This is a genomic window from Calothrix sp. NIES-2100 (genome assembly GCF_963875285.1).
Classification (GTDB): domain Bacteria; phylum Cyanobacteriota; class Cyanobacteriia; order Cyanobacteriales; family Nostocaceae; genus Aulosira.
The window spans coordinates 3,762,265-3,787,316 of record NZ_CAWNLA010000001.1 but is presented as its reverse complement, the minus strand read 5'-3'; the positions used below and the strand labels follow the sequence as shown (position 1 = coordinate 3,787,316).

Here is a 25,052-nt window from a genome sequence, read left to right as displayed (position 1 = left end):
CTCCAGAAATTAATTCTGCGTTGCCCAAAACCCTTGTAGAGACCGTAAATTTACGGTCTCTACGCTCATTTTCACCAGATGTCTATTAGAAAAGCCACTATTGAGTTGAGAATAGCCACTATTGAGTTGAGAATAGCCACTATTGGGTTGAGGAAAGCCACTATTGGGTTGAGGAAAGCCACTATTGAGTTGAGGAAAGCCACTATTGAGTTGAGGAAAGCCACTATTGGGTTGAGGAAAGCCACTATTGAGTTGAGGAAAGCCACTATTGAGTTGAGGAAAGCCACTATTGGGTTGAGAATAGCCACTATTGAGTTGAGGATAGCCGCTATTGAGTTGAGGAAAGCCACTATTGAGTTGAGGAAAGCCGCTATTGAGTTAAGGATAGCGGCTTCTGTTGTTTGTTGGCGAGGAAAGCGATCGCAGTTAAATCAGATACAAGCGCTGGGTGATTGTCACGGGGTACATGTAAGTTACCAAACTAAACCCAAAGAACCTCACCCCAACAAAGCTGTGCTTTGTATCCCCTCCCCGCTTGCGGGGAGGGGGTTAGGGGGTGGGGTGCAATGAATATCGGCATCATAACTAATTACCCGGACATGATATTACAAGGGCATTATTTAAAAGCTGAAACATAGTTACGCGGTCGAAGCTGCCCTAAAATTGTTTTTAAAATGTCAACTAAAATTGTAGATTTGTCTATATTTTGGCAAACTCTAAACAAAGCTGACGGAAGCGATCGCCCCTAACTTCAAAGTTGGGATACTGGTCGAAACTGGCACAAGCTGGCGAGAGTAATACTACTGAGGCTTGGTACTTTTTGGCTAATTCTGCGGATTTGGGGATGGCATTCTCCATCGTTTCGACGATTTCATAATTAGAATACCCCACCTCTTGCAACCGTTGCGCAAATGCAGGGGCGGCGTTACCAATTAGTAAGACGGCGGCGGTTTTGGCTTGAATTTTGGCTAACCAGCCTGTGTCATCACCGGCTTTGGCTTCGCCACCAGCAATCAAAATTGCGGGACTGTTCACAGATGCTAAACCAACTTCTGCTGCATCGTAGTTGGTAGCTTTGCTGTCGTTGATAAAATCAATACCTTCCCAAGTGCAGATATGTTCTAAACGATGAGGTACGCCGGGAAATTCGCGAATTGCACGGGAAATAGCATCGCGATCGATTTCTGCTAACCGCGCTGCTGCAACTGACATCAGGAGATTTTGTTGGTTATGTTCTCCTACCATCCGCAAAGCTGATACTTCTACAATGGGTTGTGGTGTGGAGGTTGCAGTCAATTTTTCCACAACCCAGCCATCTTCAATGTAAAAACCTTTGTCGCCTATCAGGTAATCTTTACCTTTGACGCTTGTCCAATAGGCATCAGGCCATTCACTCAAGCCTACTTTGCTTAAATAGGCATCATCGCCATTGAACACTTGCAATTGCGATTGATGCAACAGTTGGGCTTTGATGTTGTAGTAATTATCTAAAGTTTTGTGGCGGCTGAGGTGATCTGGGGTGAAAGTTGTCCACACACCAATCCGTGGGGCTAGGGTAGCAGAAGATTCTATTTGATAGCTGCTGATTTCACCAATTACCCAATCTGGCAGTTTTTGGGCTAAGGCAACTTCGCAGGCTGCGTAGCCAATGTTACCGCAGGCGGGAGCGTCTAAGCCAGCAGCTTGAAAAATCGCGGCAATTAAAGCTGTGGTGGTAGTTTTACCATTGGTGCCGGTAATTCCAACCCAGGGACGAGTTTGCAAATAGCGCCAAGCCAACTCCATTTCGCCAATAGTTTCAATACCCAATTCTCGTGCTTTGACTAATACAGGAATATCCCAAGGCACTCCCGGACTGACAACTATTAATTGTGGTAAATCGGCATCATTGAATTCTAGGGAATACCCCAGTTTCACTGTTATTTTTTCTGTAGCAAGTTCTTGTTGTTGTTTAAGGAGGGTTTCGGAGGTATTGCGATCGCATAGCAAGACCTCCCAGCCTTCCCTTTGCAACAATCTCGCCGCAGCAATACCGGACTTTCCTAATCCAATGATAGAAGCTCTAGGCATAGATTGTAAGTAGCACCGTTCCCTGGTTAAGCATTACTGATCGTAGCGTTTCTTGGCAAAAATTACACGTAGTTTGTGTGGATTTGGACTACAAATTTTTGACGATCGCACCAAAGTCAGCTAAAACACGGGCATGATTGCGAAGTAATCCTAATAAATTTAACCGATTGCGCTTAATTTCTGGATCTGAATCCATCACTAAAACACTATCGGCTCCATCAAAAAAGCTACTAACAGTAGGGGCAATTTTCCCTAATTCGGTGACTAAGAGTTGATAATTGCGCGATCGCCCAGCGGCTTGTGTTTGAGGCACTAACTCGACTATGGCATTGTAAAAAGCTGCTTCTGAGGACTTTTGGAAGAGTTCCTGACGAACTAAGGTTGTCGGGTCTAACTGCTGTGTATCTAAATCTCCTTGAGCAGCTAAACGTGTGGAACGGTTAACAGTTTCATAGATGGTATCTAAAGTGCCATCGCGGCGAATTTGTTGCAGGTATAAGGCGCGATCGCGGACATCTAATAAATCCTTCAGCGCCCGTTCGGTATATTCGGGGTCATTTTCTCCTAAAACTGCATTTACTAGGTCATAATCAATCTGTTTTTCTTCTTGCAGTAGTGTCCGGATACGTTGTAAGAAAAATTCCCGCAAGTTGGTAATTAATTGCGTTTTATCTTTATCGTATTTAGCTACAAAATCTGTGGTAATTTGCTCTAGTAAATCAGCCAAATTAATTGATAAATTAGCTGCCCATGTAATGTTAATTACCGCATTTGCTGCCCGACGCAAGGCAAAGGGATCGGAGGAACCGCTAGGTATTAAACCCAGTCCAAAAATACTAACTAAGGTATCTAATCTGTCTGCTAAACCGACAATTTGACCTGTCAGGGTTGCGGGTAAAATATCATCGGCTCCTCTCGGTAAATAATGCTCAAAAATTGCTTTAGCAACCTCTGCTGTCTCGCCACTGGCTAAAGCATACTGCTCACCCATGACTCCTTGTAATTCAGGGAATTCATAGACCATTTGGGTAACAAGGTCAGCTTTACACAGCAATGCACCTCTTTGGATATCTTGGCGCTGATTTTCTGGTAGTTGCAGTTGGTTGGCGATTTGTGCAGCAATGTTGACGATGCGATCTACCTTGAGGCGCAGAGAACCCAAGTCTTCTTGAAAAGTGACTTTTTCTAATTGTGGTAAAAAGCTTTCTAAGGGCTTGGCTAAATCGGTTTTGTAGAAAAACTGCCCATCGGCTAATCTGGCTCTGATTACCCTTTCATTACCGACAGCAATAATATCGGCTTTGCTGGGATCGCCGTTAGAAATTGTGATGAAATTGGGTAATAATGCTTGGTGATTTGCGTCCTTGAATACGGGAAAATAACGCTGGTGACTTACCATCACAGTGGTAATCACCTCAGTAGGTAAGTTCAAAAATTCGGCTTCAAAGTTACCAACAACAGTAGAGGGATACTCGACTAAGTTTGTAACTTCTGCTAATAAATCAGGGTAAATTTCCGTAGTACCACTTAATTTTGTGGCTGATGCATTGACTTGCTCTTTGATAGTTGTGGCGCGTTCGGAGGCATTAACCACAACAGAAGCCAAGCGGAGAGTGGTAACATAATCTGTAGCTTGGGGAATTATGACCGATTCTGGATGTAAGACCCGATGACCGCGAGTAATGCGATCGCTCTTGACAATCTTAGAAGCATTCACCAATTCAATTGGCAATACCGCTGCATCTAACAAAGCCACCAACCAGCGAATCGGGCGAGAAAATCGCACATCGCCATCACCCCAGCGCATTAACCGTTTACCTTCTAAAGCATAAATCCACTGGGGAACCAGTTCCGTTAAAATATCCGCCACCGGACGACCGGCAATGCTTTTGTTGACAAACACAAAATCGCCTTTGTCAGTGGGGCGAATTTGTAGCGCCTCGATTTCCACACCTTGCTTCTTCGCAAACCCCAAGGCGGCTGGTGTTGGGTTACCATCTTTAAAAGCTGCTTGTGCGGGTGGCCCTTTGATTTCCTCTTCCCTGTCTGGTTGCTGGGAAGGTAAACCTTTAATTAGTACCGCCAAGCGCCGGGGAGTACCGTAAACTTCCACAGCATCGCTGTTAAGACTATTTGTGGAAAGACTTTGGGGAATGAGCGATCGCCACTGTTCTAAAGCACCACCGAGAAAGCCTGCGGGTAGTTCTTCTGTACCAACTTCTAATAAAAAATTCGCCATAGGACATTATTTGTAAAACAGCCAGTTTCAACAGTTTACCTTGCCTATTATGCCGAAGGGTTGAGATAGGAAAGAAGCAGGGGGGATACTTTTCCGTTTTTTGTGAGTCTTCTCATGAAGTCTATGTTCACGACAAATCGATTCACTTGGCTAAGATGAAACCGCAAACTGTTATCTGGAAAGCGATCGCAGCAGCAACTTTAACATTATCTGCTGTTTTCAGTGCGATTAATTTAACTCCCGTCACCGCTAACCCTAGCCCCAAAACCCAGCAACTAAATCAAGTCATCCTTACTCTATCAGGACATACAGCACCAGTTCGCGCGATCGCCCTGAGTCCTGATGGACAAATCTTAGCCAGTGGTGGGGACGATGAAACAATCAAGCTGTGGAATCCAAAAACTGGAGCTTTAATCGCCACTGTGAATGAAAATTCAGATAGAGTGCAGTCGCTTGCTATTAGCCCAGATGGACAGATTTTAGCCAGTGCTAGTTATGATAAAACAATTAAGCTGTGGAACCCGAAAACTGGAAAGTTACTTCGGACTCTGAGTGGACATACAAATCAGGTAAGATCGGTTTTCATCAGCCCTGATGGCAAAACTTTAGCCTCAACCAGTTATGACAAAACAATTAAGCTATGGAACCTAAAGACTGGGAAATTAATTCGTAGCTTAAAGCCGGGAAAAGTTGCCACTGCTTTGGTGATTAGTCCGGATAGCAAAACCTTGTTTAATGGTAATGAAGACGCGACAATTCAGTCATGGAATATTAGCACAGGAAAACTGCTACGCACCTTAACCCCACCTCGACCAGTTAATCCTTTTTACGATCAACAAAGGGCATCTGGTGTGATTTCTCTTGCCATTAGTCCTGATGGTCAAACCTTAATTAATGGCGGGTACGATGACACTCATCAATCACTACAACAAACTGATGGTAAAAACGTTAAGGTGTGGAATGTAAAAACAGGGAAATTAATTCACAACTTCTCTGTTGGTATTGGTAGTGTTGATGCTATTGTTATTAGTCCGGATAGCAAAACTTTTGCCACTGGCGGGTTATCTCATATCATTCAGTTATGGAACGTGAAGACAGGGAAATTAGTTAATGAGCTAAAAGGCCATGCAGGCGGAGTCTATGCTTTAGCTTTGAGCAGAGATGGAAAAACTTTGATTAGTGGTAGTGGGGACAAGTCAATTAAGGTTTGGCAAGTTTCACCTTAGCCCGATCAGCCAGAAGCGAGTAGGGAACAATGCCCCATGCCCTATATTCCATGATGCCAGCTTAAAGCCAATTACCAATGAGTACATAGGCAGACCAAAAACGGGGTGCTTTGTATTTGGGATCTTTGAGCAATTTTAGCTGGGCAAGGCGCAGAGCTTCAGCTTTGCTGATATTGCCGTCTTTGAGTTCTCGATAGAAAAGACCGACAAACTCAGATGTGGCTTCATCATCAATGTCCCACAGGGATGCTATTGTACTACGTGCCCCTGCCCGTACCGCAACACCAGCTAGACCCAGTACTGCGCGGTTGTCTCCGGCGGCTGTTTGGCAGGCACTCAAAAATAATAGTTCTATGATGTTAGATTTGCTTTGATCCAGACTGCGAAGGATTCTGTCGAACTGGGTGACGTTTATCGGCCCATCGGCAGCCAAAATAAAGGTATCCTCAGCAAGGGAACTAAACTCACCGTGGGTTGCGATATGCACTACGTTAAAGTTAGCAGAATTAATTTTGCGCTCTAGTGCTTTACTGGTGAACTGCTTTTCCAGAAGGCTGGTTGTTGCGATTCCGGTTTTGGCGATTAACTCAAATTCTTCCTCAATTGCAGGTAAGGGCGGATATTGGGAGAATCCAGGTGGAGAATTTATGAGTCCGGCGGTAATTACTCTAAGCTGCTGTTTTCCCAGAGGTTTGGGATCGAGGAGTTGCAGACCGAGATTGAGGGCAACTGCGTATTTCTCGACTAAGTATTGTTTGCCGTCGTACAAAGATGCCATTGGTATATTGCGTAAAACCCCATCTAGTAGAAACACCAGGGTTTTGACTCCACTTGTTTGTAATTCCGATTCAATAGGTTTAATCAGCCAATTGTAAACCTGTTGTAACTGGTTGCTCGTGGCTTTGCTGAGATACTTTCTAGTCAGATTTGATCGCAGTCGATTGGCGATTTTTTCCACCTCTACTTTAGATATGCTGGTGCCATAATATCGCAGGGGTTGTTTGGGAATTTTGACAATTACCTGGAGTGATTCTGGAAGAATAATTGGGTAAAGGATCGCAGATGTGGGATTATCTTCGTCTATGAATTTATCCAGCACTACTTTCTGACCTTGCAAACAAGCTTCCCGGAAAAAGTTGTCTAATTCGGCTAATTGCAATGCTTCAATGCGCTGGCGTGCTTTCTCTAGGGTTTTTTCATTAGCTTTCCCTGCTTGCGATTGCAGCAGTAGTTCTACTGATTCCCGATAGACTGGTTCGACACTGTCACGGAAGGACAATTGCACATCCTTGTTCACAGCTACCAAGTCACTACGCAGAGATTCCAGAGTTGCCAAAGCCGCATCATAGGCAATAATTGCATCTGGAATATTTCCTTGTGCTTTTAGTATCCTGCCTAATTGCCATTGCCAGCGATAAGCAATCTCTGGTGCATTGTAAGTTTGGGTTAACATTAAAGCCTGCTGGGTGAGTTTTTGCGCCTCAGCCCACTGCTGTGTCTGTTCGTACAAACTGCCTAGAGTACCCAAAGCATAAGCTTCGGCGCGTTTGTCACCCAAATTCCGGGCTTGTTGGATCGCAGTAGCGAGGAATTGCAAATTCTTAACTGCTAAATTCTCACCCCCTAATTTGAGAAGATTTTGCACAAAGTTAATCCGGGCATAGATGGCGGCATGACTGGGAGGAAGTTGTTCTATTTGCGATTGAATTACAGGTAATAAGGTTTGAATATCGGCTGATTTACCATCCTCAATCATCAGTTTCAGTTGGTTAAGCTGTGCTTGGACTTTTGTCAGGGGTGAGTCAGATACTGTGACAGCTTGTTGATAAAAGGCGATCGCTTCTGGTATTTTTCTTTGGGCACGAGCATTATTCCCTAAGCTTAACAAACTAGCAGCTATATTCTTAGGAGATTGCAGACGTTGGGCAATTTCCCAGCTTTGCTCCAGGATTTTCCGGGAGTCTGGGAAATTCCCTGCTAACTGGAGACTATTACCAAGCGATCGCAAACCGATGACTTTTGCTAGAGAGTCTGGTTGCGATTGTAATGTCTGCTTTAATTCATTCAGTAATTTTATTGATTTTTGATAAAAACCTTGGCTGCGTAAAGCTTGGGCTTGATTGATCTGCGATCGCACTACACCACTATTATCTTTGATTTTAGTATAAATCTCTGCTGACTGTTGCCAACTACTCAAAGCTAAATCTGTTTGTCCCATAGCCAATTGTAGACTTGCTTGCACATCCAGAGATTGAGCCAGAACTCCTAAAGTTGAGATTTTCTCTTGATTATCTGCTAATAACTTTAAACTTTCTGTAATTGCCTGTTTTGCTTGATTCCAATCACCAAGTTCTTGATAAGCCAGAGACAGATTACTCAGAGTTGCAGCAAGTCTTAAGGTATCACCCTGCTTTCGGTATTCCTGGACTGCTTGCTGCAAAAATTGTACAGCTTCTGCAAATCTGCCTGCATCATATAGTAGTTTTCCTTGTTGCAAGTTAGATGTGGGCACAGAAATTAATGTCTGCGCAGTTGTCGGGTTGTTGGCAGAAAAGCCCATAGCTGGTAAAACATTGATGCAGATTACAATAGTTGCTAGTACCAGCGCCAAGAAACGATATATTTTAGCTTTGAATTTCATTGAGGTATTTTTAATGCAAAAATAATGGGGCATCAAAAGCTAATAGTAGTAGTAAAGTGTGTTATTGCTCTTGGTACGGCATCTTTAATTGTTGATGCTGCCTCGGTGCGGCGCTTGGCGACAACACACCCTATGGACTCAATTTAGAATTGGTTTAGAAGCTGAACAAGCAACAGCTGTTAATGTCGGGCTATGGGGTGTAATATTGGGCACTTCTGCAACCAGTAACATATCTCCATTCGCATCCTTTATCAATCCCTGTGCTTCTACAATTGCCTCTGGAGGATGATTGCTTACTCTGTTGATATTACTTCTATTATTAGTTATATTTTTATCATCATCTACAGTCACCCACTGTTGAACAATAGAATCAGCTTCTAAAGATTCATAGGGATTCTCAGGCAATCCACCGCGTCCTGTGATGATAAATGAACTGGCTTTTTGCTTATCAGCTGTACAAGAGTTATCAATTTGCTTGGAAGCATCCGCCTCCGCCAGATTTGCAGGTAACTGGACTATACCTTTACGACGGAGGTCTACCTCTGATGGGCTGATAGTTACATTACCACTCACTCCCAATTCCGAGCTAGCAGTGATATCACTTTGTTGTGTAGGTTGTGCTTGGAATCTAATGCCGAATATTCCTTGAGTAGAGATGTTAATGTTACCACCCTTGCCACTGTAAGCATTGGCTGTGATATCGCTATTTTCTTGCTCAACGGCGACGATGAAGGGACTATTAATGGTAATGTTACCACCATCACCACCCGCAAAATCTGTACCTGCTGAGGCAGTAATATTGCTGTGACGACGCATTAATAAAGAATCTTTAATATCTAGTCTAATTTCCCCTCCAGTGCTACTAACAGTGGCGGCATTAATAAAAGCTTGATTATCTAAAGTCAGAGTACCAGCTTGCAGAGAAATATTGCCACCTTCACCGCTGCCTTGGCTATTTACTCTGATGCCTGCACCGTTTTTAATAATAAAAATTTCTGGGTCAATGGTAATATTACCACTATCACCTGTTGAACCTTTTACTGTATTAGTAAATAATCCGGTATTTGTGCCATCTAAGGTGATGCGATCGCGGACTTTTACGTTGATATTTCCGGCTTGGGCTTTACCAGATGTAGTGGTGAGGAATTGTGCGCCGTTATTGGCGGTTAAAGTTTGAGCATTGATGTTAATATTACCGCCTTTACCATTAATAGTAGAAGCGGAAATTTTTACGCCATCATCAATATTTAAATTTTGGGTAATAATTTGAATATTGCCAGCTTCACCTGTACCTGTACTTTCAACTGCTAATTTTCCCGAGCCTGCAATGTTAATATTTTCGGGTGCTGTGAGAATTAAGTTACCACCTTTACCACTGGCAGAAGTAGAAGCAGAAATAGTGGAATTTGGGAACAGAGTAATATCTAAATTGGGCTGGTTTTGGTAAGGATTGAGTTGTAATGTGCCTGCGGGTGCTTGTCCTTGTGTTTCGGCAAAAATCCCAACAATGCCTGCTAGGTCTAGTTTGGAGGCGTTTAAGGTGATGCTACCACCTTCTTCGGTCTTGGTGGCGGTTGCGGTAGCGGTAGCAGTGATGCGGGCGGTGTCGGATACAGTGAGGCTAGGAGTATTCACAATGATATCACCGGCTTTACCTGCACCACTGGTTTCTACCGATAAAACCGGAGCAAAATTTTGGACACCGATGCCGAGATCCACTTGTTTGCCTGCATTCACCGTAATTGTACCGCCCCGACCACTGCCTGAGGTGAAGGCTAAAATTTCTCCACCACTGGCAACAGTTAAGCTATTAGTGTTGATTAAAATATCTCCGGCTTTTCCAATGCTTGAGGTACTGGCAGAAATTTGGGCACCATTGAGTACCTGAAGGGAGCCTGTGGTAATCGATACATCCCCTGCATTGCCTTCTGCTCGAGAATTTACTTGGCTGAATGCCCCACCGCCATCAAATTTGACAGAATCAGTGGTATTAATGGTGACACTGCCTGCATTTCCTTCTCCATTAGTACTAGCAATGATGCTGGCACCGTCAGTCATCAACAATGACCGAGCCTGCTGGATATTAATATTGCCACCATTCCCAATTGCATCAGTATTTACTCGGTTATTAATGTGAACTCCTTCATCGCCTGTAATATCTTCTGTAGCATTCAGGGTGATGTCTCCAGCTTGACTGCCCACAGAACCTTTAGTATTCGATGCTAATCCACCACAAGCTGTATCTCCACCAATTCCAGCGCAAATGTCATTACCAATGGTAAGGTTGATGTTGCGAGCATGAATACCAATACTCCCTCCCCCACCACCAGTAACATCCACTTCACCCCGATTCAAGGATACATCTGCTCGCACCACATTCTCAGGAAAACTCAAACTGCCATCATCATTGATTCGGACTGTTCCCGCAGATGCTAATCCTCCTAATTCAATTCTTCCCCCTGGCGCTCTGAGTCTTTCGCCATTGAGGTTAATCTCACCACCTACCAGCGTTAAGGTCTTTCCTGGTTTAACCTCAACAAGAGTGGGTGATTGGGGCGTGAGATAGTATTGCGGATTCTTCTTCCCAATAGTAATGCTTCCGGGATTGTTGCCAAATTGTAAACCAATGGGGACATTTATTTTTAAGAGTGGCGGTGCTTGCGGGTTAGTGGCGCTAAATTCCAATCCATTGCCAAACACAAAACTCTGCGCCGTACTCCCCAAAAACGAACCATTGACATCTAAACGAGCATTTTGTCCAAAAATAATGCCATTGGGATTCATCAAAAAAAGATTGGCATTACCCAAAACTCCCAAAGTTCCGAGAATTTGAGAAACATTACTTCCCGTCACTCTGGTCAAAATATTCTCAATGCCACTGGGATTGGTAAAATAAGCTCCTCGTTTTGAGCCAATATTAAATTCTTGAAAGCTGTGGAAGAGATTACTGCCGCGAATAGCACCCCCATCAATTCTGTCACTCTTAATTCCGTTAATTGTTTCAGGGCTGACAACTGAGCTTTCAGTGCCAAGGGTATTATCTGGCGTGATTTGCGCTGTTGCTGAGTTAAAGGTAGTCATAGTCAAGCAGGTAAGGCCGCTGACCAGGAACAAAGGAAAAATCTGAGTAAATTGCATCACAACTACCTTTCCTTAGACATCTCAAAAATAGTAACATTCTGTGGTAAAAGAACATCAGAGAGCTTTTTTCACGCAAAAAAATGAGCGACATACTGAAGCACATTGAAGAGAAGAAGAAAGAATCAAAGCGGTTAATTGGTCTAGAGTATGAACAGTTACAAAATTTCCTCCAAAATGCCGAACGATTACATCAGGAAAAACCAGAGTTATTAGAATCCAAAAAAGTGAGAATTATTGCTAGTGGTGGAGTTCGTAAACAAAAACTATCCATCAAAGAAGAAATAATTTTAACTTTGGTCTATCTGAGGCATCTAACAACTTTTCAACTTTTGGGTATCCAGTTTGGAGTAAGTGAGTCCACAGCAAATTATACATTTAATTATTGGTTGCCAATCCTGAGATAATTGTTACCATCCAGTTTAATTGAACAGGTAAAAAAAAGAATCTGACTATGAAGTAGTTAAAGAGATACTGACAGAGTATTAATTAATTGTAGATAGCTATGAACAACTGAGGGAAAGACCAACAGACAATAAAGAGCAAGAAGAATATTATTCGGGAAAGGCAAGTAAACATACATTTAAAAGTCAGATAATTATCTTGCCAGATGCCAGCGATATCGTTGATGTTATAGCTGGCGAACCTGGTCCGAAAAGCGATATAACTTTGTTTAGAGAAAACCGTGATAACTTTGACACAAAACAGAAATTTCAGGGAGATTTAGGATATTTAGGAGAAGATTTAATTGACACCCCAATTAAAACACCGAGAAATAGAAAGTTAACAAGTGATCCCAAACAAGAAAATCAGCAGTTTTCATCCAAACGAGTATTTGTTGAACACCGAATCCGTTCAGTCAAAATATTTCGAGTTGTTCAAGAAAGATTTAGATTAAATCCTCAAAAGTATGCTGAGGTTATTTTGACAATTTGTGGTGAGTCAGCGCTGCGGGAGGGTTTCCCTCTGCAGGCGACTGCGAACCCGAAGGGACTAGTCAGATTGCGAATTGGAGCGTTAATATTGCCAACAAAAATAGCTCCTTTGCCATCTGGCTAAAATCAACGCATATAACTACATATTTTTGCCTACTTATCATCAAGAAATATCTCAAAGCCCTATTTTATCGTAATGACTAAATAGTTAGCGATGCTTGCTCTTGCATCTTATAAACTAGTCACAGCAAAGCTTTGATAGTTTTTGGAGATGTCTAAATAATTATTACCGCGCAATAGAGATGCCCAGCCGAAGCTCTTAAAACTGTTGGTACGGCGGAAGCTGTGGCAACAAAAGTAAGAAATTAAGGGCGATCGCTTTCTGACTTTTGTGCTTTTGGGAGCATTGTTACTATCTACTGCTTTGAGGCGATGGCTGCGCCAACGTCTCCGACGAACGCACCTCCAGAGCTGCATGGGTGTTTGGGTATTCGCCTGAAGAACTTCTGACTTATTGCCTGCGATCGCTAGCTTGTTGAAGTTTTCCCTAGTTACAACCCAGAAGCAGCACAAAGAGTATAAAACACTATTGACAAATGCTCGATGCATCATTTTCAACTTAGGTTTGTGATCATTTGCGATCGCATCCGAATTTTTTCGCTGAGGAGTTGGATTCTATATGTAATGTTATTGAGCGGAGTACTAAGATGGCTACTGATTACGTTCTGTTTGTTCACGGGGTCAAAGTTCATCAGCAAAAGGAATTTGAGAGATTATCCACGATCTTGCTCAATCGCATTCAGGACTCGATTACCGATAAGTCTAGAGATATCAAGCCAATTTTCTTTTTTTGGGGAGATCTGGGTTTACCAGCACAACAGGAATTAGTCAAAGGATTAGAGAAGTCTCCAAAGTGGAATGACTTTTGGTTTAGAGGCTTTCGCACAGAACAGATACTCGAATTTGTCGGTGATGCAGCGCTTTACTTAAGTCGGCACGTTGGCACACAGGTGGTGCAAAGATTTCAGGACAAGGCTTTAAGTGTGCTACAAGGTGGTAAAAAGAGCGATCGCTTACATATCATTACCCATAGTTGGGGTACTGTTATCTTATTTGACATTCTCTTCGCTCGTCGCTGGGAAGACAACGACCTTGATGCTGAGGTACGTAACAGTGTCCAAGCACTCCGTAATGTCCTGTTTGGTATAGATCCCGATCCTCAATCGGGAATTCCGATCGCTAGTATTCATACTATGGGTTCACCATTAGCATTGTTCAGCCTGCTGAATATCAGTGGTAATGTCAACGGTGTCAGTACCCACGATCTCACCCCCAAACTCAGCACTTTTTTAGAAAATTTATATTCATTGCGACAAAAGCCTCTTCCTTGGCGTAATTTTGCTCATCCCGGCGATCCAATTGCTTACCCCTTAGAAGGACTGAAGCCGATGCTTTTAGATAGCAGTACGAACTACGTAGATATACAAGATATCATTACCGATAAAGGTAATATATTTAATATGCCTTTTCAGCAACAATTAGTGCCATTATTGTGGGGTGGCGATGCACATGGAAGCTATTGGGATAATCAATTGGTTGGTAAAACAATTAGCGAAGTAATTCGTAGCACAGTTGAGTAGAAAAGACTCTTGATTAGGGATTGGAGGTAATGGGTTTTCACTCGGAAAAAAACCCATTTAAGCTCGACTTTATCCAAAATTAAGAACTCGGCTTTCCTTATCCGGCAAAAATCCTGGTTTTTTGGCAAATACTTTTTCCATGTCACTAATTTGCACTCAAGTCAAAAAACTAAAACTACTGTCCCGCAATGGTTTCAGCGTCGGGTTTTGGATTTTGTAAAAATGGATAAAGTCGAGTTAAGAGGATGTTTTAAAAGTCCTGTCGTCGGTAGCAAAAAATTCTAGATCCCCCTAAATCCCCCTTTCCAAGGGGAGGCAGTGCGTTGGGCGGGTTTCCCGACTTGTTCGCGCAGCGTCTCCCCTTGGGAGAAGCAACTGCCGTGGACTTTGATTCTAGTTCCCCCCTTTTTAAGGGGGGCTAGGGGGGATCAATTAGTGCTTAACATCACAGCCAACCACTTTTCAAACACCCTCTAATACTTCAAGAGACATCCTCTAAATCATTCGTCTTCAAAAAGATCCCCGACTTCTTCAAGAAGTCGGGGATCTGAGAACTTAGTGATTTTCACTGACTGCCCATTTGTAGCATTAATAATTAAAAGTCTGAGCCGGCTGAGATAAAAATCTAAAACCAATCTTAATAAAATTATTCCTAAGTTAATAGGTAACGTCGATTACAGTCATTATCTAACCAAATATTTTATTAGTAAATTAAGCAGGATCTCAAGCTCTTAGGAAAATGCTTTGATTAAGAACTTCATAGCTTTTATAGCTAGTCTAATTTTTAGTATTGTAGCAGCAATTCTCCTCGAAGCTTTAGTCAAAAAATTTAATGTACCTACATTTTTAACTTTAAGTATAGCTATTTTTAGTAGTTATATCTTGATGATGCTGAGTATAGGATATAATCTTCTCTCGAAATCTAGGAGAGAAAAATAAAGCTGCTAATAAGTTTGCTAATCAACTATGTTTTTTAGGACTTACGCAAGTGTCATATTTTTTCAGCCAAAACCGTCCAGCATCAAGAGTCAAATGTCCAGAAAATCTTGACTATTGACTTTTGACCAGAATATATGTGCTAGTTGCGTAAGTCCTGTTTTTACAATACGTCCTCATAAAAATGCCACTCCAAGGAGTTTTTTGGAGTGACTTCAAGCCCTAAGATGATGTACTTTACACACGTAATTATTATGTGGCAATTCCTAGGACGTTTTCTCTATCGCCAGATAGTTAGTTGTAAAAATTTTATCTATCGCAAGTAATATGGCAATCTTATCTGAGTTGTGAAATTAGTCATGGAGGTAGGCAATAGGCACTCTGGCAATAGATATTTTCCCCTAATTATTTAGGATTGCTATAAAATGTTATTTTTTATTGATTTGCATTAATAATTGCTGAATTAGTTTTTTATTGGACTCTGATTTACTGTCCAGTCTGTTTTACCAAGGCAGAAAAATTAGGAGAAATCGCTCTTCTTGCGAACCTCAACCACCAACCTGCGATTCTAAAATAAATGTACACACTGATAACTGGTTAGCCAAAATCCCCAATGTCTGAGATTACTGTAATCTATGAAAATGGCATTCTGCGTCCCCTAACCCCTCTGGAGTTCAGCGAGGGACAACAGGTACGGCTGAGGATTTTGCCAGAGTCATCGCTCTGTACGGAACAGATTGATCGAGTACTGGAACCACTTATAAAAGCTGGATTAGTCACGCTTCCACCAGAACATGGAGATGTGCCAACAATCTCAGAAGCGCAACTTCGAGAACTCACTAAAAGCCTACAAACAGCTTCCGGTAAGCCTCTTTCAGAGATCATTATCGAAGACAGAGGCGATTTGTAACGCATTCCCCACGCATAAATGCGGGGGCTTTTAGTAGCCCTGAGAAATAGCGGCTTGGTTCCTGTTCAGGTTCCGAAACACTATCCCCCGAACCTCTAGGCGCGGTTACGATTAAACAGAGGACGTACTCATCCCCACGCCCCAAAAACACATTGTTATGCCATTAGCAAGCAGTGTGTTTCTACCCACTACTAGACTACGCGACAGTCTCTTGTCTCTGATGACTTTTTTTATCCAAATAACTGCGATCGCTTAGAGTATAGCCAATAAACATCAACAAAATCCTGAAATTTTGCTGAAGAGGCTTTTTGTTAAATTTTAGTCTATTAGTAAACTAACCAGTTAATCAGTGCTATCTTGTTGCTCTATTCCCAAACATACCATTATCGATAAGATTTCATATGATAATAATTTTGACAGTTCAAATAAAACATCTTGGGTACTTTTAGAATTAAAAATTGCATACCATAAAGAGCTTATTTCTACATTCTCAAAACTATTAAATCGTTCCCGTGGTTTTAATGATTCTGATTCTTTTGGACGCTTATAATTTCTGATAACTAAGTTTAATTTATTAAATAAACTATTAATATTTTGATTAATTTTGTTTGATATGCGCTCATACAGTTTGACTGGAGTACTGGAGTTTTGTAAAAAATAGTATTCTAAGTACGTTAATAAAAGCAATATTACCTGATAGTTATGACGCTGATCAACGTTGCTTTTAAATAAAACTTTTTTAATTTTTTCTCTATATTGTGGCTTTTCTTGAAGAAGTCTTGTTTGATTTAAAACATTACTATCAAGAATGTAAAAGATGCTTTCTAAGACCTTTCTTGACAACTCATCTCTAATTTCTAATTTAGTTTCATAGCATAAAAATAAATCCAAAAAAGCTTGAATTGAAAAATCATCTTTATTGTTCAAAATAATAAAGTTATAATATTTAGATTCATGAAAACTATTTGTTAGATCTGATATATTAAGCTGACTAAAATCGTATCCACAAGGAACAATATCTACGTAGCGACATAGAGAAAAAATATTATTAGTATTAAGAATATCACTAGGAAAAGATATACCTAGTGTAACCCTTTCTATTGATTTGGTACTCTTCAACAATCTAATATCGTCATCAAAACTCTGAAGTAGAGATAAATCAAAGTTTTTGATTAACAATGATGGTAATGGTTTTTGCGGATAGTCTTTTAAAGAACGCTCTATGTTTGTGTCTGGGTTTTTTTTACGAAAAACATTAGTAATAATCCTTTTGCTATCCTCAGATAAATTCAAACTTTCTGCAAAATCAATCTTTAAAAATTGCTCGCGAAAAGTTCTATGTATACTAATTAAATAATCTTCATTAGATGCTAATGCAGAAGTATTAACTCCCACAAAGCTATTAATTATTGATAAATCACTTGTTCCTAAAATTAATGCTTTATAAATACCTTTTCTTTGAATCTCGTCATAGTTAGTTGGTATTTCTAAAAGAAAAATGTCTAGCAGGTTCTGAAAAAAGCTTTTTTGAAGTTGGTCTTCGATTTTACCAATTTGCTCACCAAGCTTGAACCTCAGTTCAAATAAATGTTCTATAGATATAGAGGGCTGAGTTTCATTCATTATCAAACCTGCTCAGATTCAATTATTTCTCTCTGCTTTTGCAGAAATTTATTAATTTCTGTAACTTTGCTCTGAAAATCTTTCACTCCCTTAGAAATACTATTTATATCCTTAGCGTATTCGTTGGTAAAGTCTTTCAGATCCAGTTGTACATCAGTTACAATTGTGTCAACAGTTTCTACAAATTTTTGACAAGAATCATTCAGAACTTCCTGCTTGTATTTATCAAAATCAGATATTAATTTATCAATAATTTTGTTCTTTGCTTCATTAAAACGTTTGGTTCTATCTGAAGATAAAGCTTTCCACACAAATGCTACAACAAGAATAATCATTACTAAATTTACCAAAGAAGTTAAACTTTCTCCTAATCCTTTTCCAATCCCAAGAGGAAGAGACTCGATTAATAGGATTATTGGCGTTGCCAGTACTGGTAAAATCAATGGCAAAATCACTTGGGGATTCGTCAAATTGTCCGTTATAAAGTCAATCATTGTCTTTGCCAACTCTTGTAGCATGTCTGTTACAGTTGACGGTGCTTTGTAATCTTTATCTAGATTATCTACTGATGGATGATAGCTAATTATATCCAAAGCAGGTTGTCTTAACTCTTGCCGTTTTGATTCATCTATATCAAGTTTATTGATATAGCTAGTAACTGCATCAGATAAATTGGCTTTAAAATCTTTGACTAAATCATTTATTTCATTCTTCAACTCTGCGTATTTTTTTGAGTTTACTTCTTGCTCAATACTACTTATACGCTCTTTTATTTCATTATGTTTATTCAGATGTCTGATATCTTGAACCATATCTCTAAAGTCAGAAAAAGTATCTCTGACACTTTGAGTAATTTTTCTTTTTGAATCTGATACAAACTTATCTTTTTGTTTCTTAAATGATTCTTCAAAAGACTCAAAGCGTTTTTGCGTCTGAGGCATTAAACCTTTTATTTCTCTTTGTAACCTGTCTAAAGAATTCTCCGTATCTATAGTAAGTTGGTTTAACTCCTTAGAAACTTCATTAAATTTGCGTTTAGTTATCTCAGGAACTTCAGTTTTAGCTTTAGTAATACCAATGTTTTGTTCTGCTACAAAATTTAGTACACATTCTCTTAACTTGACTATATTGAATTTTGTTTTAGATGAAACTGCTACAGTACGAATCAAATATTTAGATAAAGATGGAATTTTCTCTTCAATTAATTTCTTAGCTTCGATAACAACTTCTTCTTCATTAGTACAGGTAGTGAATGTATCACTTTCTTGCCACTTATCAAAAAAAGTTAGCACTGGAATTACTGGAATAGATAAATTACCACGAATGTACCCCTCAATACCTTGGCGTGCTTTTTCAATTTCTGTGATTTTGATTACAACAATTAACAGATCTATGTGTTCTATGAATTTTAGGGCTTTTTCTGCGTCCGTAAAGTATGGACTTCCCAACCCAGGCAAGTCAATTAAACAAATTTTTTTATCTTCAAATAGTTTAGAAAATGGCTCTTTTGTAGGTAGCTTTATTGAATAATAATTAGTTACCTCGGTATTTTCATCAACCACTTTTCCACCAACAGATGCTTTTAATGTTTCTATACTTACTTTATTTTCAGTTTTATTTTTATCTCTAAGAACTTGTGAACAACGAGGATAATCTATTTGTGAATCAAAAGCAATTAAAGTTACTTTTGATGTAACTACTCCTTCTCCTTCGGGTAGAGAATGCTCTTCTCTTATGGAAAAGAATTCATTAATCAATGCTGTTTTTCCATGAGAGTATCTACCAAGTAATCCTACATATACAGGAGCTTTAATTACTTCTATTGCTTGTTCAACTTTCTTAGATACTCTGCTAATTTCAATTTCCTTAAAGTGTCGAATTTTCTCTTGTATCTCTGAAGTATCTAGCTTATTTACAAGTGTATCAAACGTTTTTTCTACACTTGTTTTAAATTCTTCAAGCTCACTAATTATTTCCTGCAATCTGCTTTCTGTATTCATTTATAAACAGTGTTTTACGACGTAGGATATATAACTTAAAGTAAGTAATAATATACATTCTTTCTCTAGATTATCAATAATACTACACAACTTCTCTGCTTATCAGCCCAATTTTTCATAAAAATATAGAAAGTTTTTGCATAATATCCCCTACTTCATCGGTGAGGGGGTGAGAGTTTAAGATAATCTCACTTTTGTCAATTAGAAAATATGCTGAAAATTTAGAGAAAGCAGAGGTATTAAGTTAACTCTTGTACTGAACTTATGGGGCAAGAATGAATGATGCGTATAAAAATTATGCGTAGGCGCGGAGCGGCTTTTCTTTGGCATCGCCTGCTCAAAGATTGTGTTTTCCGCCCCGATTTTCAGCAACCTTTTAAGTACTATTGCTTATTGAAAAATAGTATCTGACCTTAACCTGTCACGAATGTCAGGAACGAGTTGAGAGTAATATTACAGCAGTTTTCATGTATTTAGACCACAATTATGAGACTTAATCACCGTAGCTCCTCTTAGGAGCGGGCTAGGGAGAGGTATATTTGTAGTTCATTTACCTGAAAATCGCTGTAATAAGCCACCCTTCCTCAAACAAGGCGTATAGGCTGCTTGTGTTGACACAAATCAACATTTGTTCGCACAATCACTCCGCAGACATCGCTGTTTGATTTGTCGCCGGACGCGATTTCTTGCGGTTTGATCTGCGGGTTCCACCAGCCATCCCATACTCATTACTAGTTTTGCCATAGTGAGATGCAACACTCAGCAGCATTTTCTCAGAAAGAGTATTCAACTCACTTTCTGCTTCTGCTAATGCATTCTGTGTTGTCTCCATCATTGTTCGTGCTTGATTGTAGGCGGTTAGCTTATTTCGGATCTCCAGAATTTTATTGTTGTAGTTAGCTATTGATAAACCATTACCAAAGTCTAACTGAGGATGAATCATCTGCATTCCTTCAATCCGTCGTTCAGCTTTGGTGAGTGCGGTAGAATTGCGTTTGCGTTGCACCATAAAGTTTTCCTGTTTGGATTTTGATATGAAGAACCCTGATAGTATTTTGTACGGAGTTCTTTAGATACCATTAGAATATGCAATAAGCGACTGCACCAGCCACAGTGAAGTTACAGAACTTTGCCAGCCTTAGGTTTAGTAAACTGGATGAGTAAGAGTATATTTCCCGAAATTAACCGCAAATGCTAGTTTGTAAGTCGCAAATGCTAGTTTGTAAGTCGCAAATGCTAGTTTGTAAGTCGCAAATGCTAGTTTGTGAGTCGCAAATGCTAGTTTACGAGTCGCAAATGCTAGTTTGTGAGTCGCAAATGCTAGTTTGTGAGTCGCAAATGCTAGTTTGTGAGTCGCAAATGCTAGTTTACGAGTCGCAAATGCTAGTTTGTGAGTCGCAAAAGTTGATTGACGAAGCGATCGCACTGTTGAAATAAATAGTCAGGCGATGATTCCATCAGGGATAAATTTGTTGTATCCTATACTAGATTAAGTAATTTTCCAGAGCAAACTTTACAACAACTTTGTGCGGATTTCTCTATTAACTTGGGAAAGACTAGATTGTGCTGTTCCTCATTCTCGCTCAGAGTCTGATTTTTTTGTCAAATCATACAATTGAAACCTCAATGGATATCCAACTCATCAGAAGAATTGAAAAGCCCATTCTCACAAAGTTAGAAACACAAGAAGATTTATCACAGCCGACTTTAAGAGCAGATACTGTTGAGATTCAAGAGCCAATAATTGAAAGCAATCCAGTACTTGATATTCAGTATGAAGAGACTAACTATATTCCAGTGCGTAACAATCCCCTAGTCCAATCTGTTGGCAATTCAGGCTGGCAAGTTTCAGAAATTTGGCGGGATATCAGAATAGATAACTTCTATGACTCATGAAGTGTTCTTAGAGCTTGTTTTAAAAGTGATTGGCTGTGATTATAAGTACTTTCAGATCCCCCCTAGCCCCCCTTAAAAAGGGGGGAACTGGACTCAAAGTCCACGGCAGTTGCTTCTCCCAAGGGGAGACGCTGCGCGAACAAGTCGGGAAACCCGCCCAACGCACTGCCTCCCCTTTTTAAGGGGGATTTAGGGGGATCTAGAATTTTTTGCTACCGACGACAGAACTTTTCAAACATCCTCTTAGGAAAGGGGAATTTTGGGCAATTTTGCCGATCCAGAGTCAAACTACTTTCATCGGCGTTTTACTAATTGGGGATCAGACGTAGACACATACAACAATTTAAGTGCCTAATACCAATTTTTTATGAAGCTGCATAGAATTCGATCCCCCCTAACCCCCCTTATTAAGCAGGGCTGTTTCGTTCCCTAAAATGGTTAAAATAGCAAGGGTTCAAGAGACTAAAATTGAGGGTTAGCACACAATTTTGGTCGAAAATTTTTGCGCCTTGGTCTTTAAATACGTTGTTTTTCTTTGCGCCTTTGCGCCTTTGCGTGAAAATATTTCCTTGACAAATATCACACAGCAGCGAATGAAACAGCCCTGCCCTTATTAAGGGGGGAACCGGAAAAAATCTCTCAAAGTCCCCCTTTTTAAGGGGGATAATGGGGGATCTAGATATGTGCAACTTCACATTAAATTGGTATAACGTACCATTTAGGGAACTGCAAAAAATAAATTATTCCAATTTCTGAACTTAACACGACTGTTCCTCTCCCCTGCTCCCCTGCTCCCCTGCCCCCCTGCCTTCATGCAATGGAATATTTTTTTAGTTGTACGTCCCTTACCTGTGAGACAGGAAGCCCCATCCCTTTGTGGGGTGGGGTACTTCACACACAGCGATCGCCTTTAATTATGAATTTTACCGTCGGGCATGATCGCTCCTTGGAGGTCAACGTCAGTGAGAATTGCTCCAGTTAAGTCTGCTCCTTGCAAATTCGCGTTTCGCAAAATTGCACCATCGAGATTTGCATAGCTGAGGTCTGCTCCTTGCAAACTGGCTCCACTAAGATCTGTAGCTAAATCCCCCCACTGAAGTCTCCGGCTGAGGTTTGCCCGACACAACTTAGCTTTATCTAAGTTGGCGTGATGCATGGTAGCCGCTCTCAGGTCAGCGTAGCTTAAGTCTGCCTCAGTTAAAATCGCATATCCTAAGTCTGTGCGGTGGTCGGAACTTGGACGCAAATCTGCTTGAAATAGCAGAGAACGGGAAAGTGTGGCACCATTTAAATTAGCACCGCATAAACTAGCTTTAATTAAGTTAGCTTCTGTCAAATTGCTCTTCATTAGTTTTGCACTCGTCAAATCTGCTTCTCGCAGCAGCGCCCGATATAAGTCTGCTTCACTTAAATCTGTACCCCAGAGGATAGCTTCACTTAAATCTGCCTGTCGCAGACAAGCTTGGCTAAAGTTAGTTTTTCCTAGGCGTGTCTGACGTAAATCTGCATAGCTAAAATCTGAAAGAGTTAAAATTGCATTTGTTAGTTCTGCTTCTTGTAAATTGACTTGCGGAAAACTGCGTTCTCCAGCAGCGTAACGTTTAAGAATTTCATCTACATCCATAAATTACTCGACTTTTGATTGACAACGAGAGCGCGATCGCATTCCCTGTTTGCCATTTGTAGCAACCTTAAACTGGAATAGTACAAGGCTGGGTGAATTCTGCCATCAGTTCTGCAATTGACATGATTCGCTCAGTGTACCTAACATTCGCACCAGAAAAAATTAAACCATTTTCAACATCTCCATGTGCAGCCTTAGCAAGTGCTTGGAGAATACAATAAGTTTTGCCAGTATCTCGATATAAACACTTCTCTAAACAGTTAGCAATGCATCCCTGTTCTTGGCTTAAGGAACCGTCAATTACTTCTTGGGCAAAGGAATTACGTAAAGCACGAGTCATTTTGCCCACTGGACTAGGGACGGTCACAATATCTTCTACACGGGCGTTAAGATGATATTCTTTATAACGGCGATCGGCGTCACATTCTTCTGTGGTTATGAAGCGAGTACCGATTTGTACCCCATCTGCGCCCATAGCCAACATCCGCTCAATATCGGTGCGATCGCTAATTCCGCCTGTGATAATTAAGGGAATATTCACCCCTAACTGCTGTTGGCAATAATGCCGTAGTTGGGAAATTACAGAACCAATAGAAAATCCTGGCAGGTTAACGCGATCGCATTCTGTAAAATGACCCCCAACAAACTGGCAATTTTCCACAATCAACGCATCAGGTAGGCGGTTATATTGACGTTGCCAGGTTTGGCAGATTAACTGGGCTGAGTGCAGGTTAGATACACTGGGTACAAGTGCCACATCTGGATAGTTTGCGGTGTACTCTGGTAAAGATAAAGGTAATCCGGCTCCAGTAACGATGAGATTTGCTCCTTGGGCTGCCGCAGTCTGAGCCAACATCTGATAATCTCTAGTAGCAACCAAAATGTTGACACCAATGATGCCATCTGGGCTGATTTGGCGAACTTTAGCCAGTTCATCAATCAAAGCCAGCCGATTAGCCCTAAAAAAGCTGCCACGTTTGCGTTGGTCAAAATAGGGAGAAGATAGCCCCAATCCCAGTGAGGCAATTACACCGATTCCTCCCGCATTGGCGACAGATCCAGCTAGGTTTGCACCAGACACCCGCACCGCCATTGCACCTTGAACAATGGGATAGCGGGCAATATATTTGCCAATCCGCAGAGGAGAGAGGACACCGGTCATAACAGACTTATCCATTAATTAACTAAATAGCTGTAGAGTAATTTTAGCATCAGCATGTAACTCAGATTGCGGCTCGATTTGTATAACTTAAGATCGCAAAGTTTTCCAGAACCCTTGCCAACCTTTCATTTGAGTTTAGGAACACAAATTGCCGCAATCCTGTTAGACTGTGCTTTTCAAGGAATGGGCGTTGTTGGTAGGTTAAGAGTGCAGTGCAAGCGGGAGCAATCATCAGCCCAAAAACCTCGCCTGAAACCCTGATTATTTCGTCAACTTACAAAAGTTTTCGAGCTACTGAATTTCAAAGTCCCTAAAACAAGCTTGGGACAGGGATTTAGGGTGAGGGCTTTTGATTCATGTAAGAAGTTTAACAGTCCACAGTCCACAGTCTAAAGACCAATTACCATTGACCGCGCCAATTTTAGATTTTAGATTTTAGATTTTAGATTATTTCGGTTCATGCACAGCCGTGGGTGGAACAAATCCAAAATCGTCAATTTAAAATCCTCAAGTAGGGGCGGGTTCACAAATATCCTCATTCATTCACAAAGATCCAAGTAAACCCGCCCCTACCTTTATGGGTGCAGTCAATCCAAAATCGTAAATCCAAAATCCTTGCATTGATTGACTATTGACTATTGACTATTGACTATTGACCATTGACCATTGACCATTGAGCATAATCTAAAATCTAAAATCTAAAATTGGTATGGGTCGCAAGCAGGATAATCTCAGCAATGAATTTGCTTTCATTCTTCCTAGAAGGTTGATTGATAGCCAAAACCGAGTTCATCGTCATGGAATGATGGGTTTAGCTACCGCCAAAGATGAAATTTTGGTACAACAAGAACGCAAAGTTCACGAGAATCCCGCTTACAGTGTTTTGGTAATGCTAGCACGGGTTATTACCCTCTTAGGTAGTTTCTTCTCTATGAAGACCGATTTATTAGAAGGACTGCTTCTTTACCTTCAGGTCGGAGAAATGTCACAATCGTATTAATCAACAAGGAAA

At 40.7% G+C, this 25,052-nt stretch carries 18 protein-coding genes and 1 pseudogene; 8 read left to right on the top strand and 11 right to left on the bottom strand.

What is annotated here, in order from left to right; genetic code table 11:
• Positions 1-9: 9 nt before the first annotated feature.
• The 3 genes and pseudogenes from AACU32_RS40735 to glyS all read right to left on the bottom strand — a co-directional run.
• Positions 10-336 (bottom strand): annotated as a pseudogene (locus tag AACU32_RS40735) (hypothetical protein); the annotation flags it as partial.
• Between the two features lie 363 nt (positions 337-699).
• A complete protein-coding gene (gene murD, locus AACU32_RS15535) occupies positions 700-2,070 on the bottom strand; it encodes a UDP-N-acetylmuramoyl-L-alanine--D-glutamate ligase (RefSeq protein ID WP_096600909.1) in 1,371 nt (456 codons plus the stop codon).
• A gap of 88 nt (positions 2,071-2,158) precedes the next feature.
• Positions 2,159-4,309, bottom strand: coding sequence for a glycine--tRNA ligase subunit beta (glyS, locus tag AACU32_RS15530; RefSeq protein ID WP_096600907.1), 2,151 nt, complete (start codon positions 4,307-4,309; stop codon positions 2,159-2,161).
• Positions 4,310-4,464: 155 nt separating this feature from the next.
• Here glyS and AACU32_RS15525 point away from each other — a divergent pair, with 155 nt between their 5' ends.
• Positions 4,465-5,535: a WD40 repeat domain-containing protein gene (locus tag AACU32_RS15525; RefSeq protein ID WP_096600905.1), complete on the top strand. Its 1,071-nt coding sequence runs from the start codon at positions 4,465-4,467 to the stop codon at positions 5,533-5,535.
• Between the two features lie 61 nt (positions 5,536-5,596).
• Here the strand turns inward: AACU32_RS15525 and AACU32_RS15520 are convergent, their stop codons facing one another.
• Both AACU32_RS15520 and AACU32_RS15515 read right to left on the bottom strand, forming a co-directional pair.
• Positions 5,597-8,176 (bottom strand): CHAT domain-containing protein, encoded by a 2,580-nt coding sequence (locus AACU32_RS15520; RefSeq protein WP_096600903.1) that lies wholly within the window; start codon positions 8,174-8,176, stop codon positions 5,597-5,599.
• A gap of 138 nt (positions 8,177-8,314) precedes the next feature.
• Positions 8,315-11,257, bottom strand: coding sequence for a two-partner secretion domain-containing protein (locus tag AACU32_RS15515; protein WP_339377939.1), 2,943 nt, complete (start codon positions 11,255-11,257; stop codon positions 8,315-8,317).
• A gap of 140 nt (positions 11,258-11,397) precedes the next feature.
• Between AACU32_RS15515 and AACU32_RS15510 the strand changes: the two genes are divergently transcribed.
• Together AACU32_RS15510 and AACU32_RS15505 are read left to right on the top strand one after the other, a co-directional pair.
• On the top strand, positions 11,398-11,721 hold the full coding sequence (locus tag AACU32_RS15510) for a helix-turn-helix domain-containing protein (RefSeq protein ID WP_339377938.1): 324 nt from the start codon (positions 11,398-11,400) through the stop codon (positions 11,719-11,721).
• 85 nt (positions 11,722-11,806) lie between these two features.
• Entirely contained in the window at positions 11,807-12,373 is a 567-nt protein-coding gene (locus AACU32_RS15505; RefSeq protein ID WP_096600899.1) for a transposase family protein, read from the top strand.
• A gap of 107 nt (positions 12,374-12,480) precedes the next feature.
• Here AACU32_RS15505 and AACU32_RS15500 read toward each other — a convergent pair whose 3' ends face one another.
• Positions 12,481-12,861: a hypothetical protein gene (locus AACU32_RS15500; RefSeq protein WP_339377937.1), complete on the bottom strand. Its 381-nt coding sequence runs from the start codon at positions 12,859-12,861 to the stop codon at positions 12,481-12,483.
• A 95-nt stretch (positions 12,862-12,956) separates the two neighbouring features.
• Here AACU32_RS15500 and AACU32_RS15495 point away from each other — a divergent pair, with 95 nt between their 5' ends.
• Entirely contained in the window at positions 12,957-13,889 is a 933-nt protein-coding gene (locus AACU32_RS15495; RefSeq protein ID WP_096600895.1) for a hypothetical protein, read from the top strand.
• 1,549 nt (positions 13,890-15,438) lie between these two features.
• Positions 15,439-15,735 carry an antitoxin family protein gene (locus tag AACU32_RS15490; RefSeq protein ID WP_096600893.1) on the top strand — a complete coding sequence of 99 codons (297 nt, stop codon included), beginning with the start codon at positions 15,439-15,441 and terminating at the stop codon, positions 15,733-15,735.
• 342 nt (positions 15,736-16,077) lie between these two features.
• On the opposite strand, the gene AACU32_RS15485 is transcribed toward AACU32_RS15490, so the two are convergent.
• The 3 genes from AACU32_RS15485 to AACU32_RS15475 form a co-directional block, all read right to left on the bottom strand.
• Positions 16,078-17,358: a hypothetical protein gene (locus tag AACU32_RS15485; RefSeq protein WP_096600891.1), complete on the bottom strand. Its 1,281-nt coding sequence runs from the start codon at positions 17,356-17,358 to the stop codon at positions 16,078-16,080.
• Between the two features lie 2 nt (positions 17,359-17,360).
• Entirely contained in the window at positions 17,361-19,358 is a 1,998-nt protein-coding gene (locus AACU32_RS15480) for a dynamin family protein (protein ID WP_096600889.1), read from the bottom strand.
• Positions 19,359-19,998: 640 nt separating this feature from the next.
• Entirely contained in the window at positions 19,999-20,367 is a 369-nt protein-coding gene (locus tag AACU32_RS15475) for a hypothetical protein (protein WP_096600887.1), read from the bottom strand.
• Positions 20,368-20,633: 266 nt separating this feature from the next.
• Between AACU32_RS15475 and AACU32_RS15470 the strand changes: the two genes are divergently transcribed.
• On the top strand, positions 20,634-20,795 hold the full coding sequence (locus tag AACU32_RS15470; protein WP_339377936.1) for a hypothetical protein: 162 nt from the start codon (positions 20,634-20,636) through the stop codon (positions 20,793-20,795).
• Positions 20,796-20,984: 189 nt separating this feature from the next.
• Complete coding sequence (locus tag AACU32_RS15465) at positions 20,985-21,254, top strand: hypothetical protein (RefSeq protein ID WP_096600883.1); 270 nt, start codon at positions 20,985-20,987, stop codon at positions 21,252-21,254.
• A 910-nt stretch (positions 21,255-22,164) separates the two neighbouring features.
• On the opposite strand, the gene hetL is transcribed toward AACU32_RS15465, so the two are convergent.
• Together hetL and AACU32_RS15455 are read right to left on the bottom strand one after the other, a co-directional pair.
• On the bottom strand, positions 22,165-22,878 hold the full coding sequence (gene hetL, locus AACU32_RS15460; protein ID WP_096600881.1) for a heterocyst differentiation pentapeptide repeat protein HetL: 714 nt from the start codon (positions 22,876-22,878) through the stop codon (positions 22,165-22,167).
• Between the two features lie 67 nt (positions 22,879-22,945).
• Positions 22,946-24,055, bottom strand: a complete 1,110-nt coding sequence (locus tag AACU32_RS15455) for a nitronate monooxygenase (RefSeq protein ID WP_096600879.1) — start codon at positions 24,053-24,055, stop codon at positions 22,946-22,948.
• Between the two features lie 694 nt (positions 24,056-24,749).
• On the opposite strand from AACU32_RS15455, the gene AACU32_RS15450 reads away from it, so the two are divergent.
• Positions 24,750-25,040 (top strand): hypothetical protein, encoded by a 291-nt coding sequence (locus AACU32_RS15450; RefSeq protein WP_339377935.1) that lies wholly within the window; start codon positions 24,750-24,752, stop codon positions 25,038-25,040.
• The last annotated feature ends 12 nt before the right edge of the window (positions 25,041-25,052 follow it).

Bases quoted from the DNA above. Each gene is read 5' to 3' on its own strand.
- AACU32_RS15480 (WP_096600889.1), bottom strand. From the start codon at position 19,358: ATGAATACAGAAAGCAGATTGCAGGAAATAATTAGTGAGCTTGAAGAA.
- AACU32_RS15450 (WP_339377935.1), top strand. From the start codon at position 24,750: ATGGGTCGCAAGCAGGATAATCTCAGCAATGAATTTGCTTTCATTCTT.
- AACU32_RS15525 (WP_096600905.1), top strand. From the start codon at position 4,465: ATGAAACCGCAAACTGTTATCTGGAAAGCGATCGCAGCAGCAACTTTA.
- glyS (WP_096600907.1), bottom strand. From the start codon at position 4,309: ATGGCGAATTTTTTATTAGAAGTTGGTACAGAAGAACTACCCGCAGGC.
- AACU32_RS15510 (WP_339377938.1), top strand. From the start codon at position 11,398: ATGAGCGACATACTGAAGCACATTGAAGAGAAGAAGAAAGAATCAAAG.
- AACU32_RS15470 (WP_339377936.1), top strand. From the start codon at position 20,634: ATGCTAGTTTACGAGTCGCAAATGCTAGTTTGTGAGTCGCAAATGCTA.
- AACU32_RS15520 (WP_096600903.1), bottom strand. From the start codon at position 8,176: ATGAAATTCAAAGCTAAAATATATCGTTTCTTGGCGCTGGTACTAGCA.
- AACU32_RS15515 (WP_339377939.1), bottom strand. From the start codon at position 11,257: ATGACTACCTTTAACTCAGCAACAGCGCAAATCACGCCAGATAATACC.
- AACU32_RS15455 (WP_096600879.1), bottom strand. From the start codon at position 24,055: ATGGATAAGTCTGTTATGACCGGTGTCCTCTCTCCTCTGCGGATTGGC.
- AACU32_RS15500 (WP_339377937.1), bottom strand. From the start codon at position 12,861: ATGATGCATCGAGCATTTGTCAATAGTGTTTTATACTCTTTGTGCTGC.
- murD (WP_096600909.1), bottom strand. From the start codon at position 2,070: ATGCCTAGAGCTTCTATCATTGGATTAGGAAAGTCCGGTATTGCTGCG.
- AACU32_RS15475 (WP_096600887.1), bottom strand. From the start codon at position 20,367: ATGGTGCAACGCAAACGCAATTCTACCGCACTCACCAAAGCTGAACGA.
- AACU32_RS15490 (WP_096600893.1), top strand. From the start codon at position 15,439: ATGTCTGAGATTACTGTAATCTATGAAAATGGCATTCTGCGTCCCCTA.
- AACU32_RS15465 (WP_096600883.1), top strand. From the start codon at position 20,985: ATGGATATCCAACTCATCAGAAGAATTGAAAAGCCCATTCTCACAAAG.
- AACU32_RS15495 (WP_096600895.1), top strand. From the start codon at position 12,957: ATGGCTACTGATTACGTTCTGTTTGTTCACGGGGTCAAAGTTCATCAG.
- AACU32_RS15485 (WP_096600891.1), bottom strand. From the start codon at position 17,358: ATGAATGAAACTCAGCCCTCTATATCTATAGAACATTTATTTGAACTG.
- hetL (WP_096600881.1), bottom strand. From the start codon at position 22,878: ATGGATGTAGATGAAATTCTTAAACGTTACGCTGCTGGAGAACGCAGT.